Origin of the sequence: Vibrio sp. B172a (assembly GCF_030248355.1) — a bacterium.
GTDB lineage: Bacteria > Pseudomonadota > Gammaproteobacteria > Enterobacterales > Vibrionaceae > Vibrio > Vibrio owensii.
This window is the reverse complement of record NZ_JAHGAC010000005.1, coordinates 84892-102992: the sequence shown is the minus strand read 5'-3', so window position 1 is coordinate 102992 and position 18101 is coordinate 84892. Positions and strand designations below refer to the sequence as shown.

General features: G+C 44.9%; 19 protein-coding genes. 10 read left to right on the top strand and 9 right to left on the bottom strand.

Annotated elements, in window-relative coordinates; genetic code table 11:
- Positions 1-7: 7 nt before the first annotated feature.
- The gene (djlA, locus tag KIT90_RS06910) at positions 8-868 is read right to left on the bottom strand and encodes a co-chaperone DjlA (protein WP_009707793.1); all 861 of its coding nucleotides are present in this window, start codon (positions 866-868) and stop codon (positions 8-10) included.
- Positions 869-1137: 269 nt separating this feature from the next.
- On the opposite strand from djlA, the gene lptD reads away from it, so the two are divergent.
- From lptD to apaH, 6 genes are all read left to right on the top strand, one after another.
- A complete protein-coding gene (gene lptD / locus KIT90_RS06905; RefSeq protein WP_285375972.1) occupies positions 1138-3483 on the top strand; it encodes an LPS assembly protein LptD in 2346 nt (781 codons plus the stop codon).
- A 61-nt stretch (positions 3484-3544) separates the two neighbouring features.
- Positions 3545-4828 (top strand): peptidylprolyl isomerase SurA, encoded by a 1284-nt coding sequence (gene surA, locus KIT90_RS06900; RefSeq protein ID WP_005437385.1) that lies wholly within the window; start codon positions 3545-3547, stop codon positions 4826-4828.
- The gene (pdxA, locus tag KIT90_RS06895) at positions 4818-5816 is read left to right on the top strand and encodes a 4-hydroxythreonine-4-phosphate dehydrogenase PdxA (protein ID WP_039841404.1); all 999 of its coding nucleotides are present in this window, start codon (positions 4818-4820) and stop codon (positions 5814-5816) included. The genes surA and pdxA overlap by 11 nt, the downstream gene beginning before the upstream one ends.
- Entirely contained in the window at positions 5813-6622 is an 810-nt protein-coding gene (gene rsmA, locus KIT90_RS06890; protein ID WP_009707797.1) for a 16S rRNA (adenine(1518)-N(6)/adenine(1519)-N(6))-dimethyltransferase RsmA, read from the top strand. The genes pdxA and rsmA overlap by 4 nt, the downstream gene beginning before the upstream one ends.
- A gap of 76 nt (positions 6623-6698) precedes the next feature.
- Positions 6699-7079 (top strand): Co2+/Mg2+ efflux protein ApaG, encoded by a 381-nt coding sequence (gene apaG, locus KIT90_RS06885; RefSeq protein WP_005437382.1) that lies wholly within the window; start codon positions 6699-6701, stop codon positions 7077-7079.
- A 12-nt stretch (positions 7080-7091) separates the two neighbouring features.
- Entirely contained in the window at positions 7092-7898 is an 807-nt protein-coding gene (apaH, locus tag KIT90_RS06880) for a bis(5'-nucleosyl)-tetraphosphatase (symmetrical) ApaH (protein ID WP_285375971.1), read from the top strand.
- Positions 7899-7965: 67 nt separating this feature from the next.
- Here apaH and folA read toward each other — a convergent pair whose 3' ends face one another.
- Positions 7966-8445 (bottom strand): type 3 dihydrofolate reductase, encoded by a 480-nt coding sequence (folA, locus tag KIT90_RS06875; RefSeq protein ID WP_009707799.1) that lies wholly within the window; start codon positions 8443-8445, stop codon positions 7966-7968.
- Between the two features lie 330 nt (positions 8446-8775).
- Here folA and KIT90_RS06870 point away from each other — a divergent pair, with 330 nt between their 5' ends.
- The gene (locus KIT90_RS06870; protein ID WP_285375969.1) at positions 8776-9804 is read left to right on the top strand and encodes a hypothetical protein; all 1029 of its coding nucleotides are present in this window, start codon (positions 8776-8778) and stop codon (positions 9802-9804) included.
- A 46-nt stretch (positions 9805-9850) separates the two neighbouring features.
- On the opposite strand, the gene KIT90_RS06865 is transcribed toward KIT90_RS06870, so the two are convergent.
- The 5 genes from KIT90_RS06865 to rplU all read right to left on the bottom strand — a co-directional run bounded on the left by KIT90_RS06865 (position 9851) and on the right by rplU (position 13217).
- Positions 9851-10324 (bottom strand): threonine/serine exporter family protein, encoded by a 474-nt coding sequence (locus KIT90_RS06865; protein WP_005437379.1) that lies wholly within the window; start codon positions 10322-10324, stop codon positions 9851-9853.
- A complete protein-coding gene (locus KIT90_RS06860) occupies positions 10324-11124 on the bottom strand; it encodes a threonine/serine exporter family protein (protein WP_005437378.1) in 801 nt (266 codons plus the stop codon). Before KIT90_RS06860 ends, KIT90_RS06865 begins: the two co-directional genes overlap by 1 nt.
- A gap of 116 nt (positions 11125-11240) precedes the next feature.
- Positions 11241-12416, bottom strand: a complete 1176-nt coding sequence (gene cgtA, locus KIT90_RS06855) for an Obg family GTPase CgtA (protein WP_005437377.1) — start codon at positions 12414-12416, stop codon at positions 11241-11243.
- 211 nt (positions 12417-12627) lie between these two features.
- Entirely contained in the window at positions 12628-12885 is a 258-nt protein-coding gene (rpmA, locus tag KIT90_RS06850) for a 50S ribosomal protein L27 (RefSeq protein WP_005383095.1), read from the bottom strand.
- Between the two features lie 20 nt (positions 12886-12905).
- Positions 12906-13217: a 50S ribosomal protein L21 gene (rplU, locus tag KIT90_RS06845; RefSeq protein ID WP_005437376.1), complete on the bottom strand. Its 312-nt coding sequence runs from the start codon at positions 13215-13217 to the stop codon at positions 12906-12908.
- A gap of 257 nt (positions 13218-13474) precedes the next feature.
- On the opposite strand from rplU, the gene ispB reads away from it, so the two are divergent.
- Complete coding sequence (gene ispB, locus KIT90_RS06840; protein WP_045482144.1) at positions 13475-14446, top strand: octaprenyl diphosphate synthase; 972 nt, start codon at positions 13475-13477, stop codon at positions 14444-14446.
- 82 nt (positions 14447-14528) lie between these two features.
- On the opposite strand, the gene KIT90_RS06835 is transcribed toward ispB, so the two are convergent.
- A complete protein-coding gene (locus tag KIT90_RS06835; protein WP_020196546.1) occupies positions 14529-14720 on the bottom strand; it encodes a hypothetical protein in 192 nt (63 codons plus the stop codon).
- A 133-nt stretch (positions 14721-14853) separates the two neighbouring features.
- Positions 14854-15789 carry a malate dehydrogenase gene (mdh, locus tag KIT90_RS06830; RefSeq protein WP_020196545.1) on the bottom strand — a complete coding sequence of 312 codons (936 nt, stop codon included), beginning with the start codon at positions 15787-15789 and terminating at the stop codon, positions 14854-14856.
- 358 nt (positions 15790-16147) lie between these two features.
- Between mdh and argR the strand changes: the two genes are divergently transcribed.
- Positions 16148-16618 (top strand): transcriptional regulator ArgR, encoded by a 471-nt coding sequence (argR, locus tag KIT90_RS06825; RefSeq protein ID WP_005430583.1) that lies wholly within the window; start codon positions 16148-16150, stop codon positions 16616-16618.
- Between the two features lie 384 nt (positions 16619-17002).
- The gene (locus tag KIT90_RS06820; protein WP_005437372.1) at positions 17003-17971 is read left to right on the top strand and encodes a TAXI family TRAP transporter solute-binding subunit; all 969 of its coding nucleotides are present in this window, start codon (positions 17003-17005) and stop codon (positions 17969-17971) included.
- Positions 17972-18101: the final 130 nt, after the last annotated feature.

Sequence of the window (18101 nt, the reverse complement as noted above, 5' to 3'; positions counted from 1 at the left end):
CGTCCGACTACTTAAAGCCTTTGACTTTCTTAATCAGATCGTAAGCGTTTTGAATCTCTTGAGATTTCTCTTTCGCAACGTTCATCATCTCTGGTGGCAAACCTTTTGCCATCAATTTATCTGGGTGATGTTCATTCATTAACTTACGGTAAGCACGTTTGACCGTTTTGCCGTCCGCATCTGAAGAGACATCAAGGATTTTGTAGGCATCTGCCAGTTGATCCGCTTGTGAAGCTTGCTGCCAACCTGCCCCTGAAGATTGATATTGCCCTTGTTGCTGACCATGGAAACCACCTTGGCTCTGAAAACGAAACGCGGCTTCTTGCATGTTCAGTCGACGTTCTAATTGCTCCGAAGAGAACCCTAAACCACGGGCAATTTTGTGTAATACACTGCGTTCACTCGGGTGGATGGAACCATCAGCAAACGCCGCTGAGATTTGTAGTTCCAAGAAGAACTGCAACAGGTCAAAACGCCCTGCTGAAGAGATTTTCACGCGAACCAATACATCTTCAAGTGGGAAATCACTCTCTTTACCATCACGGAACGCTTCTTGTGCTGCACGACGTTGATCGCCATGCAAACTCATGCGGTCCATCATTGCAGACGCAAGTTGAATCTCTTCTTTGGTCACTTGACCTTTGGCTTTTGCCACATGTCCCATAACTGCGAATGCAGCCTTAAAAAATTCTTCTTGGCGCTGGGCTTGGCTTGGACCTTTACCAAAGCCTCCGGTAGAAAACCCCGCTTGGCTTAAACGACGCGCTTTATCGAATTGGTGACCGATAAATAGGCCAAACAACAAACCGAATGGACCACCGAGTAACAAGCCAAAAAAGGCACCCAAAATTTTGCCAAAAATATGCATTATGTGTTCTCTATCAATGAATTTTTATCGACGACGGCGGTCTTATAGTGCCGGACGCAACGATTTCCTTTATGATAATGGAATTAGTTTTTTTATGATCAGGCTATTTCGCCTGCTTATCTTTGCAGCTATTTTATATCGGCATTATGCCACAGCGAATCCATGCTCTGGGATAATTGCAAACTATAGTTGATTCATTTGGCTATAAAGCGAGGGTACAACAAGCCCTATAGCCATCGAGTAGTAGTGACACAGGAAAGTTCAATTCAATGCAACATTTCTCCCGCACATGTTTAGCGGCCTCTATCAGCACCGCCTTGTTTGTACCCACCACTCAAGCTGAAGCGAATATCAATGATAGTGTGCAGGAAATGCCCACCACAGATCAATGTTTGGTCGAAACAAGTGGTGAGGAGGACGCGCTTAACTCCGAAGTCGTAGTACAAGCAGACCGCTTACAAGCCATCAATGGTGACAAAGCTCAGTACTCTGGCAACGTAGAAGTCACGCAAGGTCCGAAGAAAATCACCGCGGATAGCGTAACGCTTCACCAACAAGACAATGTCGTTGTCGCTGAAGGTAACGTAACCTTCAACGATGGCAAAGTAAAAGCACGCTCAGATCGCGTCACCAACGACATTAATCAAGATACTTTCTCGCTAGAAAACACCGATTACCAATTCCTCTGCCAACAAGGTCGAGGTACTGCCGCGTACATTGCACGCACGGGCCAATCTGTTTATGAACTAGAAGATGGTTCAATTACCTCTTGCCCACAAGGCGATAACTCTTGGCGATTAGTGGCATCAGGAATCGATGTTGATCAAGACGAAGAAACCGCAACTCTGCACCACCCTCGTTTTGAGGTGTTGGATGTGCCAGTGTTCTACGTGCCTTATTTGACCATGCCAATTGGCGATACGCGTAAAACAGGTTTCCTCTTCCCTTCTATGTCGTACGGTTCAAGTGATGGTATGGAAGTTGAAATTCCGTTCTACTGGAACATCGCCCCTCAATACGACATGACAATTACGCCTCTGTACATGCAAAAGCGTGGTACTAAGCTAGATACTGACTTCCGATACTTAACCAATGGTTGGGGTGACGGTGAGCTCAAAGGCGAATACATGGGCAGCGATAAACGTTACCAAGACGAATCGCGCTGGGGTTACCAGTTCAAACATGATGGTATTATCAATAAACAATGGGTTGTCAGTCTTGATTACTCCAAGGTAAGTGATATCGACTACTTCCGAGATCTCGACTCTGATATTGGTAACCGCGAAGATGGTCAATTGCTACAAGAAGGTGAAGTTCAATACCGTTCTGACTTCTGGGATGCGTCACTGCGAGTACGTGATTTCCAAATCCTACTCCAAGAAGACAACCAACCATATCGCTTGCTTCCTCAGCTCGATCTTAACTACTACACGCCGCTTTGGGGTAACTACGTTAACTTCGATGTGAAGAGCCAAGTGAGCCGCTTCGACACCGATGACGCTGCAAAACCAAACGCAACTCGTGTTCACGTCGAACCAGGTATTACCATCCCGCTGTCAAACTCGTGGGCAGATTGGACGACTGAAGCACGCATCTTATCGACTTACTACTCTCAAGACCTTACTGGCCTGACTGATAACGACTTGCGTAACACACTGGATGAAAACGTGTCACGTGTAATCCCAGAGTTCCGCACGCACGCTCGCATGTACTTAGAGCGTGATACTAGCTGGATCGAAGGTTATACACAGACGTTAGAACCACAGTTACAGTACTTGTATGTACCTGATGAAGATCAGAGCAACATTTACAACTACGACACCACCTTGCTGCAAACCGACTATTACGGCCTATTCCGCAGTCGCAAATACAGTGGCATCGATAAAATTGCTTCAGCAAACCAGTTAAGCTACGGTGCGAGTACTCGCTTTTTTGATGATGACTACAAAGAGCGCTTGAACGTCTCGTTTGGCCAGATCTATTACTTTGATAAGAAGACTAAGATCAGTAACAACCCAAGCTTGCCGGATGAAACATCAAACTACTCATCGTGGGCGGTTGAGACTGACTTCAACTACAACGATTACCTGTTCTACCACGGCGGTATCCAGTACGACATCGACTTGAGCTCGATGCAGCTTGCAAACAGCACGTTGGAATACCAATTTAATGGTGGCTTTATTCAAGGTAACTACCGTTATGTAACGCGTGAATACATTGAAGATACGATCATTGTCGAAAACCTAGATACGATCACTCGTAAAGGTATTTCACAAGCAGGTATCGTGGCGGCATACGAGTTCAACCCGAACTGGTCTGCAAGTGGCCAGTACTACTACGATCTGAATGAAAACATTGATATGGAATGGCTTGCTAGCGTTCGTTACCAATCAGATTGTTGGTACTTTGGTCTGACTTACTCGAACCAACTACTGGGTTGGGATGACAGAGCAATCGGCAGTGATGGTGCATCACCAGAATATGAAAACAACATCAGTGTGAACTTCGGTATTCAAGGCTTTGCAACCAACCAACGCGCAGATTCGGCCGCGAAAGAGCTTGATGGCTCGGACAACGCGATTAAATACGGTCGTCCATTCTATTTGAACAATTAATTGAATTAAGCGTCTTACCTATAAACAAGACGCCTAAACACCATTACTGACGGAATTTTTAATGAAAATTTGGAAATCACTCTTATTCACCACCCTACTATCTTGTGGTGTAACAGCAGCGCCAGTAGAGCTTGATAAGGTTGCAGTCATCGTTAACGATGGTGTAATTCTACAAAGCGACATCAATACCGCGATGAAAACGCTGCAAGCTAATGCTCGCCAAAGTGGCAAGAGTCTCCCTTCAGCAAGTGTGCTGAAAGACCAAGTGGTAGAGAAACTGATCATCGACACATTGCAAGGCCAAGAGGCGGAGCGTATCGGTGTTCGTATTGATGACAACCGCCTGAACCAAGCGATCGCAGAAATTGCTCGCAACAACAATCAAAGCGTGGAGCAGTTAGCTGCGTCTGTTCAAGCAGAAGGTCTCAGCTACCCAGAATTCCGTGAGCAGATTCGTAAAGAGATTGCTGCTTCTGAAGCGCGTAATGCACTAGTTCGTCGCCGTATCAACATTTTGCCAGCTGAAGTCGATAGCCTTGCCGACCAATTAGCGACTGAAACTAACGCTACAGTTCAATACAAGATTGGTCACATCCAACTTCGTTTCTCTGACGATAAAGACAAGTCAGAAGTTGAAGCAGAAGCCAATGCATTGGTTAAGAAACTAAAAGACGGTGCAGACTTCTCTGAAATGGCATACACCTACTCAAAAGGTCCTAAAGCACTACAAGGTGGTGATTGGGGTTGGATGCGTAAAGAAGAAATGCCAACCATCTTTGCAGACCAGATCAAGATGCAAAACAAAGGCAGCATCATTGGCCCATTCCGCAGCGGCATCGGCTTCCACATCCTAAAAGTAGAAGATGTGAAAGGTCTTGAGACCGTAGCGGTAACAGAGGTAAATGCTCGCCACATTCTGATCAAACCAACCGTTATCTTGAGTGACGAAGGTGCACAGAAAGAGCTAAACGAGTTCATCCGCCGTATCAAAGCAGGTGAAGCAACCTTTGCTCAACTGGCAACGCAGTACAGCCAAGATCCTGGTTCAGCTGCTCAAAATGGTGAGCTAGGTTACCAAACACCTGATTTGTACGTACCAGAATTTAAGCACCAAGTAGAAACACTACCTGTAGGCTCAATCAGTGAACCTTTTAAAACGGTACACGGTTGGCACATTGTTGAAGTTCTAGACCGTCGCCAAGTTGACCGTACAGACTCAGCAATGAAGAACAAAGCTTACCGAATTCTATTTAACCGTAAGTTTAATGAAGAAGCTGGCGCATGGATGCAAGAGCTACGCGCAAGCGCATTCGTTGAAATCGTGGATGACAATGATGGCAACTAATTCGATTCGCAGAATCGTCGTGACCGCAGGGGAACCTGCGGGTATCGGCCCGGATTTGGTACTGGCTCTGTCTAAGGAAGACTGGGCACACCAAATCGTCGTCTGCGCAGACAAAAATATGCTGTTGGAACGTGCCAACTTGCTTGGCATTGATGTTCAACTGACTGATTACAATCCAGAAGAAGCGCCAAAGGCACAAAAAGCAGGCACATTGATCGTTGACCATATCGAAATGGCAGAAAATGTCATCGCGGGTCAACTCAATGAAGCCAACGGCCACTACGTGTTAAAAACACTAGAAAGAGCCGCTTTGGGCTGTATGAATGATGAATTTGATGCTATTGTCACCGGCCCTGTACATAAGGGGGTGATCAATCGCTCTGGTGTTGCGTTCAGTGGGCATACTGAATTCTTCGCCGAGAAGTCCAACACACCGTTGGTCGTGATGATGCTAGCCACCGAAGGGCTGCGAGTTGCTCTAGTAACAACGCATATTCCTTTGGCTTACGTATCTAAAGCCGTCACGGAAGAGCGATTAGAAAAAATCATCGATATTCTTCACAAAGATCTTGTAGAAAAATTTGCCATCTCCCAACCAAACATCTATGTTTGCGGGCTAAATCCACATGCGGGAGAAGATGGCTGTTTGGGTCGCGAAGAGATCGAGACCATCACTCCAACATTGGAAAAGATTCGACAAGAAAAAGGAATCAATCTGATCGGTCCATTACCGGCAGACACCATTTTCAATGAAAAGTATTTAAACGATGCTGATGCTGTTTTAGGCATGTACCACGATCAAGTATTGCCAGTTTTGAAATACAAAGGCTTTGGTCGTTCAGTAAACATTACTCTTGGTCTACCTTTTATAAGAACCTCGGTGGATCACGGTACTGCATTAGAACTGGCAGGGACAGGTCAAGCGGATACAGGGAGCTTCCGAACAGCGCTCACGCATGCGATAGAATTGGTAGAGAAGAAACAATGAGAAATGATGTCCATTTAGGACACAAAGCGCGTAAACGTTTTGGTCAAAACTTCCTGAACGACCCATACATTATTGATGGCATCGTATCAGCAATTAACCCAAGACCAGGGCAAAACCTGGTTGAAATCGGCCCTGGTCTAGGTGCAATCACCGAGCCTGTTGGTCGCGAAGTCGACAAGTTCACGGTTATCGAATTGGACCGTGACCTAGCAGAACGTCTACGTAACCACCCTGAATTGGCAGACAAACTTACGATTCATGAAGGCGATGCAATGCGCTTTGACTTCACACAGTTAGTGAAGCCAAACAACAAGCTACGTATCTTCGGTAACTTGCCATACAACATCTCTACACCATTGATGTTCCACCTATTTGAATTCCATAAAGACATTCAAGACATGCACTTTATGCTTCAAAAAGAAGTGGTAAATCGCTTAGCGGCAGGTCCTGGTAGCAAAGCATACGGCCGTCTAACCGTAATGGCACAGTACTACTGTAAAGTGGTACCAGTACTAGAAGTACCGCCAACGGCATTTGTTCCACCACCGAAAGTAGACTCAGCCGTAGTACGCTTGGTTCCTTACGAAGAGCTGCCACACCCAGCAAAAGATCTACGTTTGTTGGAGCGTGTATGTCGCGAAGGTTTTAACCAACGCCGTAAGACTGTACGTAACTGCTACAAGTCGCTATTGAGTACTGAAGTACTTGAAGAACTGGGTATCAACCCTAGCATGCGTCCAGAGAACCTAACGCTACAACAATTCGTCGCCATGGCGAACTGGCTCGCGGACAACCCGCAGCAATAAGAACTCAAACGATAAGCCAAACCCTTGCCGGTTTGGCTTATTATTATTGGGATACAACGTTTCTCGAGGAGTGCACATGGACGTCATTCAACCTTGCATCAAAATCCAAGTTCATACCAAATACATTGAAGAACAGTCCAACCCAGAACTGCAGCGATACGTCTTCGCTTATATCATCACAATAAAAAACCTCAGCCAACAAACTGTTCAATTAGTTAGCCGTCGCTGGTTAATCACCGATTCAAACGGTAAACAAATGACGGTCGAAGGTGAAGGCGTTGTTGGTCAACAGCCTTTTATTCCGGGTAACGACGAATACACTTACAGCAGCGGAACAGCGCTTGAAACACCGGTTGGTGTTATGCAAGGACACTACATGTTGTTGGATGAAAAAGGACAGCAATTTATCACCGAGATTGATCCATTCCGTTTAGCGGTTCCAAACGTCTTAAATTAATCAGGAGATTCAGTGGCGACTTATATTGTTGGTGATATTCAGGGCTGTTTTGATGAGCTTCAGCAGCTACTGGAACAGGTTAGTTTCTCTTCACAACACGACCAGCTTTGGCTAGCGGGAGATCTCGTCGCTCGCGGACCTAAATCTCTAGAAACATTACGTTTTGTTAAGTCTCTGGGTGACAGTGCCAAAGTGGTACTTGGTAATCATGATCTACACCTAATGGCGGTGTCGCACGGACTGAAAAAAGTCAAAGACAAGGATAAGACTGCACCTATTTTTTCCGCTCCGGATAAACAAGAGCTGCTTACTTGGTTGGCTCAGCAACCTCTTATGGCCGAGCATGACGAGTTCGTTATGTGTCACGCTGGTATCTCTCCATTGTGGGATCTTGATACTGCAAGAGCGTGTGCACGTGAAGTTGAAAGCATCATTCAAAGTGAAAAGCTACCTTGGTTGCTAGAAAACATGTACAGCAACCACCCCGATCTTTGGGATGAGTCCTTGTCGGGTCTCGATCGTTATCGCTACACCATCAATGCGTTTACTCGCATGCGTTTTTGCTTTACTGATGGTCGCTTAGATATGGACTGTAAACTACCACCGCAAGAAGTGTCTGAAAATGAGCTTGTGCCTTGGTTTAAGCTGCCACAACGAGTCCCACTAGAAAAAGCAGTGCTATTTGGGCACTGGGCAGCACTACAAGGTCATATCGATGAAAGCATTATTGGTCTTGATACAGGCTGCGTTTGGGGCGGTTCGCTCACCATGATTCGTTGGGAAGACAAGCAAGTCTTCACTCAAGAAGCACTCAGTTAACGGCTCTGATTGCCGGACTAGAAAACAAAAAGCACCGCATTTGCGGTGCTTTTCTCATTCTATCCGATTACTTTTCGAGGACAGTAAAACGCATGTTGTAAGCGTTTTTCTCATCCGCTTGGTACGCTTCAGAGTACGTTTCTTTGAACTCAGTTCCCCAATCTGGGAACTGAGTATCTCCATCAATTTCAGCTTCAATATGAGTAACATACAGCTTGTTAGCCATGGGAAGGCACGCAGCATAAATCGCCCCGCCACCAATGATCATGACTTCTTCTACTTCACCAGCAACCTCAAGTGCTTGCTCAATTGATGTGACCGTCGTAACACCTTCAATGGAAAGTGAAGCATCACGGCTGATGACAATGTTCAAACGACCAGGTAAAGGACGCCCAATAGACTCATAGGTCTTACGCCCCATCACAACTGGTTTGCCCATGGTGCAACGCTTAAACCATGCAAAATCGGCAGGAAGGTGCCAAGGCATCTGATTGTCTTTACCGATGATTCGGTTGTCTGCCATCGCGGCAATCATGCTGATGATCATATTGGATCCTTATACTATGGGTCTGCGGCGATAGAATAACAGCCTCGGAACCGCCAAGCCAACCGCTAAGCCAGCAATAATAAACATCGCCTTAAGAAAGTTTTCCATGCACGTCGCAATAAGTTCAGGTGAGTAACCCAAGTGGCGTACATTTCTTTGGCAATCAGGCATTTAAAAACGAATTAAGATTAATAATGGGTTTTAAAACCTTAACGATAAGTTACACCTGAATAATCCAATAACATTCAACCAAGATTAATAATAATCATATTCGCGGTTAAAACATTCTGTAATAGCGTTTAATTGCAACCTCAACAATCGGATGGATACATGGAACACAAATATGCTTCAGCAATATTGCTTTCAGCATGTGCATTATTTGCTAATAACGCACATGCTACAGATTCAAGTAGTGAAACAATCCCAAAATACAAACCTCATGCGTGTCTTGTTTTAGTTTCTACTGGGCAGCAGTTTTGTCAACAAAAAGGGGAAGAACCCCTATCTCGCTTGCCTGATGAGTTTTATCGCCAACCAGTCTATGTTCAAGCTGAGCAAGGAACAGAAGTCATCCTATCGGATGTCGATAACTTGGCAGATAAAACAAGAAAAGTCTATGTGGTGGGCACTGTTCTTAATGAAGAGCTGAAAAACGCTGAATCATCGAAAGGAGAAATTATTGATGTTTCAGCACCAGCCTCAATGAAAGTCGTTGGTAGTGATAAAAACCTTGGCTGTTTACGAAACATTTCGACTGATCAGATGTACTGTCTTCCAAAAGATAGAAAAGTTAGCAGACTGCCTGATTTCATTTACGACCAACCAATCGAGGTTAGACCTACCTTCGGTTTAAAAGTAAAAGTATCGGCACAAGAGGAACTACTATCGGAAGCCTCTTACTCATTTGAGCAAACAACAACAAATGATCGCCTACAGAAAATCACTACGAATAATGGCTTAGAACTTAACTTACAAAAAGTAAAATCGATGGCTGTTGTTGACTCTGGAGCTCCAAAGGCTTGCTTAACGAGTCGTCAAACTGGCGTTCAATTTTGTCTAGCAGAAAAAGGAACTGGAGAAGCATACCCAAGTGAATTCGATAACCTTTATCCATCACCAAATTACCTACCAAGCTGGATTCGAGGGCATGAAGTTGATGCAAAATCGAATTCACCAATAGGCATGCATATTTCCAACACATATAACGTAATTGGATATCAATACACTTGGTTCCCACCGGGCGAAGTCAGTAACAATAAGCTTTCTCAGCAAGTCACTGTTGGTGGTGAGGAAGTAGATTTATCCCAACCTAACTCCTTTAATATCTTTAACTGCAAAAATAGCTCGAGAGATTGCTGACCACATAGAGAAGAAAGGGCACAGTGTCAGTGCCCTTTATATCAATTTAAACTATTGGTCTGCGGCGATAGAATAACAGCCCCGGAACCGCCAAGCCAACCGCTAAGCCAGCAATAATAAACATCGCCTTAAGAAAGTTTTCCATGCACGTAGCAATAAGTTCAGGTGAGTAGCCTAAGTGATTTATCTCCACCATAGCGATCATCGCCTTATATGCGAATACACCCGGAACCATAGGAATCAAAGCAGCCACAGTGAAGACTTTAGGGTGAGCCAGAAAACGATGGGACCAATGCACACCGATCAAACCGACTAACGTCGCTGCAAAAAACGTTGCCCATTCAATTGGCAAGCCAAAGTGCATCATTAGGTAACGACTGCCATGACCAATCGCACCACCTACCGCGCAGTACTTGAGTGCTTTCTGCGGCACATTAAACACCATAGCAAAACCAACGGCAGGAATAGCGGCGAAGAACATATCGTTCAACAGCCCTAAGATGAGTTCAAATACGCTCATTAGCTCATCCACCCCCAAATCCCCGTTACTTCCATTGCCGCAACAATACCGAGACAAGTCGCTAAGGTTAATAAGCTCGCCATAGTAAATCGCGCAATGCCCATGTTGATATGGCCTTTCAGCATATCGGCAACTGAGTTAATCAGTGGGAAACCGGGTACTAGCATCAATACCGAAGATGCCATCGCAACGGTTGGCAAGTTACCAATGTCAAAAATGACCGCTTGAGCAGAGATTAGGGTGGTAACAAACGCCGTGACAGCGAAGTTGAGAAGAGGATTAAAGTGGCGGTGGCCAATTTCTTGTCGAACGGTCATGCCGCCTGCAGAAGCAAGAAACGTCATGACAAACACACCTAAGTCTCCACCCGCTAAATGGCTGAAAGCCGCGCAAGAAAGGCCTATCATGAACACCACCAACCAACGGTTATAGCGCTCTGGGCTAATGGTGTTGAGTTTCTTCTGCGCCATTCTCACATCGAGTAAGCCGCGCTCCATCATGATACAAATGCGTTGGATCTGGGTGATCACTCGCATGTTGATCCCGCGATCGGCGCAACTTCTGGTCGTTGTAATGCAATGATCATCTTTGACTGTCGTGACAACCAAAGCATTCGCAGATAATGCCACTGCCACTTCGCTGACACCACAGGCAATACCGATGCGCTGCATGATGTCACTCACAAGCGTACTTTCTGCTCCGTGGGCTAATAGCATTTGCCCAGCTTGGGCAACGAGCCGAGAAATGGCCCTTTGGTTGGATGCCGTCGTTGCACAAGACGGTATAACTTCCGATGTCATAAATACTTCCTAAGTCCGTTAAGCTCATTATTGTGCCGCAAATCACATCGTCTAAACATGATTTAGATACAAAAAAAGCCGCAATAAACATTGCGGCTTAATGAATTAGCTAGCGATTAGTCGCGGACGTAAACAACGTGACCGTCGTCTTCTTCATCGTCCCAATCATCCCAATCGTCGTCATCTTCTTCAGTGATAACGTCTTTACCAGCGATTGCGTCTTTATGGTAATCATCCCACATGAAGTTTACTTTATCTTCTTCAGCAACTTCTTCCTCTTCGCGAGGTAGGTTTTCCATAAAGTCTGCTAACTTATAGCAAAGCTCTTTTGTACCGTTACGGTTGATCGCTGAGATCTTAAAGAACTCGTCTTCCCAACCTAGCGCATCCAAGATCTCTTGGATCTTTTCATTCGCTTCTTCTTCTGGCATCAGATCCGTTTTGTTGAAGACTAGCCAACGAGGTTTACCTGCTAGTTTCTCACTGTACTGCTCTAGTTCATCAATGATGGTTAGAGCATTTTGAATTGGATCCGACTGATCGATAGGCATGATATCAATCATGTGTAGCAATACGCGACAACGCTCTAGGTGCTTAAGGAAGCGAATACCTAGACCTGCACCGTCAGCTGCGCCTTCAATTAGACCAGGGATGTCTGCAACCACAAAGCTCTTCTCAGGAACCACACTCACAACACCCAAACTTGGGATTAGCGTTGTAAATGGGTAATCTGCTACTTTTGGTTTTGCTGCTGATACTGCGCGGATAAAGGTTGATTTACCTGCGTTAGGTAGACCAAGCATACCAACGTCAGCCAATAGCAACAACTCTAGACGAATTTCACGGATTTCACCTTTAGTACCTAGCGTTCTCTGACGAGGCGCACGGTTTACTGAAGATTTAAAACGCGTGTTACCAAGACCGTGCCAGCCGCCTTTCGCGACCATCACTTTCTTACCGTGTTCTGCTACTTCTGCTACGATTTCGTTAGTGTGGATATCAACTGCGCGAGTACCTACTGGTACGCGAAGTGTGATGTCTTTACCACGTTTACCAGTACAGTTACCGCCGCGACCGTTTTCACCGCGTTCTGCTTCGTAAAAGCGTTGGAAACGGTAATCGATCAGGGTATTTAGGTTTTCATCGGCTTGGATGTATACATCACCACCATCACCACCGTCGCCACCATCTGGGCCACCTTTAGTGATGAATTTTTCACGCCAGAAACTTACAACGCCGCTACCGCCGTCACCAGCCTGAACTTTTACTACCGCTTCATCTACGAACTTCATCTTTTACTCCGACTACTTCGTGCGTGGATTAAATCTGATTTGCCATCAAACAATTTTAGCAGATGACAGATCTAAGCTCCCAGATTCCAACCGCTCAGGGATAAAACGAGAAACTTGAATATGTCGACTGCTACAAATAAAAAACCCCGCCGAATCGGCAGGGCTTTTGAATTCAGCTATAAAGCTTTAGTAATTAACCTAAAAGGTAAAATTACTCAGCTTCGATGCTTACAAACTTACGGTTCTTAGGACCTTTAACCTCGAACTTCACCTTACCTTCAGTAAGAGCGAATAGAGTGTGGTCTTTACCGATACCTACGTTGTTACCAGCGTGGAACTTAGTACCACGTTGACGAACGATGATGTTACCTGCAAGAACAGATTCACCACCGAAACGTTTAACACCTAGACGTTTGCTTTCTGAATCGCGGCCGTTACGAGTAGAACCACCAGCTTTTTTGTGTGCCATTGTTAAACTCTCCTAATAGATTAAGCGTTGATACCAGTGATCTTCACTTCAGTGAACCACTGACGGTGACCCTGTTGCTTACGAGAGTGCTTACGACGACGGAACTTAACGATTTTAACTTTATCGCCACGACCGTGTTGTACAACTTCAGCAACAACTTTGCCGCCCTCTACAAGAGGAGCGCCAACTTGGATTTCTTCGCCGTTAGCAACAAGAAGAACTTTATCAAATTCAACAGTTGCGCCCGTTTCAACGTCTAATTTCTCTAAACGAAGAGTTTGACCTTCGCTTACACGGTGTTGTTTACCACCAGATTGGAAAACAGCGTACATATTTTACTCCGCTTTTTCCGCACAGCCTTTTCATGAGGGTGTGCGCTAAACTAATCATCAATAGGGCGCAGATTCTACAGAAGAGATGCCCCTATGACAAGCCATATTTTGAAAAAATTGGCGAAAAGCTAATCGCCAAAGAAAAGTGCGGCAATCATGCCCTTTAGTAATGTATTAATCAACGTTTTTTAGTGTATTATTCGACAATTATATAAATCGAATAAGCCTTGCAGGGTCTAACTTCAGCCGGATATACGATGGATTTTAAAACTATCCAAGCGCTTACTGCCGATGACATGGCAAAAGTGAATGAAACAATTCAAGCCCAACTAAATTCTGATGTCTCTTTAATCAACCAACTCGGTTTCTATATCGTGAGTGGTGGAGGCAAACGCTTAAGACCACTTCTGGCGATATTGTCAGCACGCGCTCTTGGTTACCAAGGTAACGGCCATACAATGGCAGCTGCGTTTATCGAGTTCATCCATACGGCAACCTTGTTGCATGATGATGTGGTAGACGAATCAGACATGCGCCGTGGTAAAGCGACAGCAAACGCTGCGTTTGGTAATGCCGCTAGCGTGTTAGTTGGGGACTTTATTTATACTCGCTCATTCCAAATGATGACTGAGCTAGGATCAATGAAGATCCTTAAACTGATGAGCGACGCAGTTAATGTGATCGCGGAGGGTGAGGTTCAGCAGTTGATGAACTGTAATGATCCTGACACGACAGAAGAAAGCTACATGCAGGTCATCTACTCTAAGACCGCACGTTTGTTTGAATCCGCTACGCAGATTGGTGCGATTCTTAACGATGCGCCGGAAGAAGTAGAAGTAGCATTCCAGAACTACGGTAAATATTTGGGCACAGCATTCCAACTGATCGACGACGTGATGGATTACACGTCTGACGGTGAGGATATGGGTAAGAATGTTGGTGATGATTTGGCTGAAGGCAAACCAACGCTTCCTCTACTTCATGCAATGCGCAATACCACACCAGAGAATGCGCAGATGATTCGTGAAGCGATTGAGAAGGCCAATGGCATGGATCGACTAGAAGACATTCTAGCGGTAATGCAGGAAGCCGGTTCGCTAGAATACACCACGCAAAAAGCGATGGATGAAGCAGATAAAGCAATTGCAGAACTCGCAATCCTTCCAGAATCTGATTACAAGCAAGCGCTGGTTACTCTAGCCCACATGGCAGTTAAGCGTACCAGCTAAGCTAGTAAAAGAAGACCCTGATGAAAAAAGGAAGAGTGTTGCTCTTCCTTTTCATTATGTTTGGCGCTCAAGCGATGTTTCGTTAGTAATAACGGTCACAACTGTCGTGAAGCTGTGGATTGTCTTCTATTTCATCGAAGCTAACTGCAAGCTGCTCTTCTGAACCTTGCTTAGCAAGCAGCACTGTCTCTGCCTCTTGGTCGATGACTAAAATCGTACCGACACCTTGCTGACACTCAACGACCATACCTTTACGGATTCGATTTGCTTCCATCACCCTCTCCTTCACAAAGTTACCTGATTCAGACTCTGATACGCGAGATAAGGTGAAAGGATCAAAAAAGCCGATCATCAGATCGGCTTTCAATTTAAATTGTCTTCTTTATATAACCTATATAAAAAGACGCTTATTTCGCAAATTCAACACCAATGTTGATATCGCCATTTAGTGTTTCTAGCATGCCATCTAATGCTGACTTCTCGTAGTCACTTAGCGCACCGTAGCTAAGAACTTCTTCTACGCCGTCTTTACCTAGCTTCACAGGTTGTGCGAAGTATGGTGCATGTTCGCTGCCACCGTCTACGTAAGCACACTCCACTACGCCTTCTTCACCTTGAAGAGCACGTACTAGCGCTAGGCCAAAGCGACATGCGGCTTGGCCCATAGATAGAGTTGCACTACCGCCACCCGCTTTCGCTTCTACTACTTCTGTACCCGCATTCTGGATACGTTTCGTTAGCGCTTCAACTTCTTCAGCAGTGAACTCAACACCTTCTACTTGAGATAGAAGAGGAAGAATAGTCACACCAGAGTGACCACCGATAACAGGAACACGAACATCACCTGGATCTTTGTCTTTTAGCTCAGCAACGAAGGTTTCCGAACGGATAACGTCCAGCGTTGTTACACCAAACAGTTTGCGCTTGTCGTAAACGCCTGCTTTTTTCAATACTTCAGCAGCGATTGGCACTGTTGTGTTCACTGGGTTAGTGATTATACCAACACATGCTGTTGGACATACAACGGCGATCTTTTCCGCTAGCGACTTAACAATGCCAGCGTTTACGTTGAACAGATCCGCGCGATCCATACCAGGTTTACGAGCCACACCAGCTGAAATTAGAACAACATCCGCACCTTCAAGTGCAGGTGTTGGATCTTCGCCTGCGTAACCTTTAATAGAAACCGGAGTTGGGATGTGGCTAAGATCTGCAGCCACACCAGGAGTTACTGGAGCAATATCGTATAGGGCTAAATCTGAACCTGCAGGAAGACGGTTCTTAAGTAGAAGGGCCAGAGCTTGACCGATGCCGCCAGCGGCACCAATAACGGCTACTTTCATGTAGTTCTCCTTGAGAGTATTTCTCTTATAAACGTATTCGTAGGGTATTTTGTAACCAGCTGAAATAAAGCTATCGGAATCACAACTTGATTACAATCAATTAACGCCAGCTTTGCGACCTCGCGCAACTCGCTGTTACCGTGCTACAAACAAAGGCTTGATTATTCGTTTATTCTGTTGAAATGACAAGAAATTCAGTGCAATAAATAGGTCAACAATTTCATACTTAAAGAACCCTATCCTGTTTAGGGTTTACAGTGATGGAATTAACATAATGTCGTGACTTTTTGGCACTGCATGAATATCTATGCGAGAATATGCAAAATTGCTGACCCTTGATAAGAGAATCATAACGACTATGCGCAATTCAGAAAAACAAGATAACTTAGTTCGCGCTTTTAAAGCCTTATTAAAAGAAGAGAGCTTTGGCTCACAGGGTGAGATCGTTGATGCACTAAAACAACAAGGTTTTGAAAGTATCAACCAATCCAAAGTTTCTCGCATGTTGACTAAGTTTGGTGCCGTACGTACACGTAATGCAAAAATGGAAATGGTTTACTGCCTACCAGCAGAGTTAGGCGTACCAACAGTTAGCAGCTCTTTGCGTGAACTGGTGTTAGATATCGACCATAACGCAGCTCTTGTCGTTATCCACACTGGCCCAGGTGCCGCTCAGTTGATTGCTCGCCTACTGGACTCATTAGGTAAATCAGAAGGCATCTTAGGTGTGGTTGCTGGTGATGACACCATCTTCATTACCCCGACAATGCCAGTTTCTACAGAACAATTGTTCAAATCTGTGTGTGAGCTTTTCGAGTACACAGGCTAAGTAACTGTTTGTGGGCTATGAAATTAGTTGAATTTTGTAGCCCATGAAAAATGTAAATTTTTTGATTTTTTAGCTTATTTTTTACCCATCCTATTTGTGATTTACATCACGCTATTGGTTTTTTTAATACCCTCGTCAACATGCAAGATAAGTAATTGTTCTAAAAAGAATTAGTCTGCGAATTTATCCCCACATACCAACGCACACTTTAGACTTATTCGCTATAGTTTTTAACAATCGGATAATTTTCTGCCAATTTTTTGTTATGATTCGCTCGCTTTTTCAAACGATTGGATTGGAAAAGATGCCGTTTCCAAATAGGAAACTCCTGAAGTAATTTTTGGTTATTTCCGGGTTAATAATGAATATAAGGAAGGGAAATTCATGGCATTTAACAAACTTCTTAAAGTAGGCGCTATCGCTGCAGCAGTTATGGGCGCAGGCGCAGTTAACGCTCAAGAGTTTATTACTATCGGTACTGGCTCTGTTACAGGTGTTTACTACCCTACTGGTGGTGCTATTTGTAAATTGGTGAACAAAGGTCGTAAAGATCACAACATCCGTTGTTCAGTAGAATCGACTGGTGGCTCAATTTACAACGTCAACACAATCCGTGCTGGCGAGCTAGACTTTGGTATCGTGCAATCGGATTGGCAGTACCATGGCTACAACGGTACGAGTAAGTTTGCTGAACAAGGCCCGTACAAAAAACTACGTGCAATGTTCTCTCTTCATACCGAACCTTTTAACATCATCGCACGTGCAGATTCTGGCATCGAAAACGTTCAAGACCTTAAAGGTAAGCGTGTAAACATCGGTAACCCTGGTTCTGGTGACCGCGCGACAATGGGCGTAGTGATGGATGCTATGGGCTGGACTAACGACAGCTTTAAACTTGCATCAGAACTAAAAGGTTCAGAACGTTCTCAAGCACTATGTGATAACAAGATCGACGCGTTTATCTACATGGTTGGTCACCCGAACGGTTCAATCAAAGAAGCAACAACCTCTTGTGATGCGAAGCTAGTTCCAGCAACTGGTCCAGAAATCGAGAAGATCGTTGCTGATAACCCTTACTACGCGTTCAGCACAGTGCCTGCTGGTATGTACCGTGGTACAGACAAAGACGTAAACAGCTTTGGTGTTGCGGCAACAATGGTAACGACTTCTGATGTTTCAGATGACGTAGCTTACAACGTTGCAAAAGCGGTATTCGAAAACTTCGATACGTTCAAGCGTCTACACCCTGCATTTGCAAACCTGAAGAAAGAAGACATGGTGAAAGCTGGCCTTTCAATCCCTCTTCACCCAGGTGCAGAGAAATACTACAAAGAAGTAGGCCTGCTTAAGTAAGCAACTACTAACTTCAAGCTCAGACAGAAAAGGATGGTTTTCTGTCTGATTGAGTATGCTGGTCGAGCACCTTCAACCAGCATACTTGGTTCAATTTTGCCGATTTCTCCCGGAAGTCGCGCTCACACAC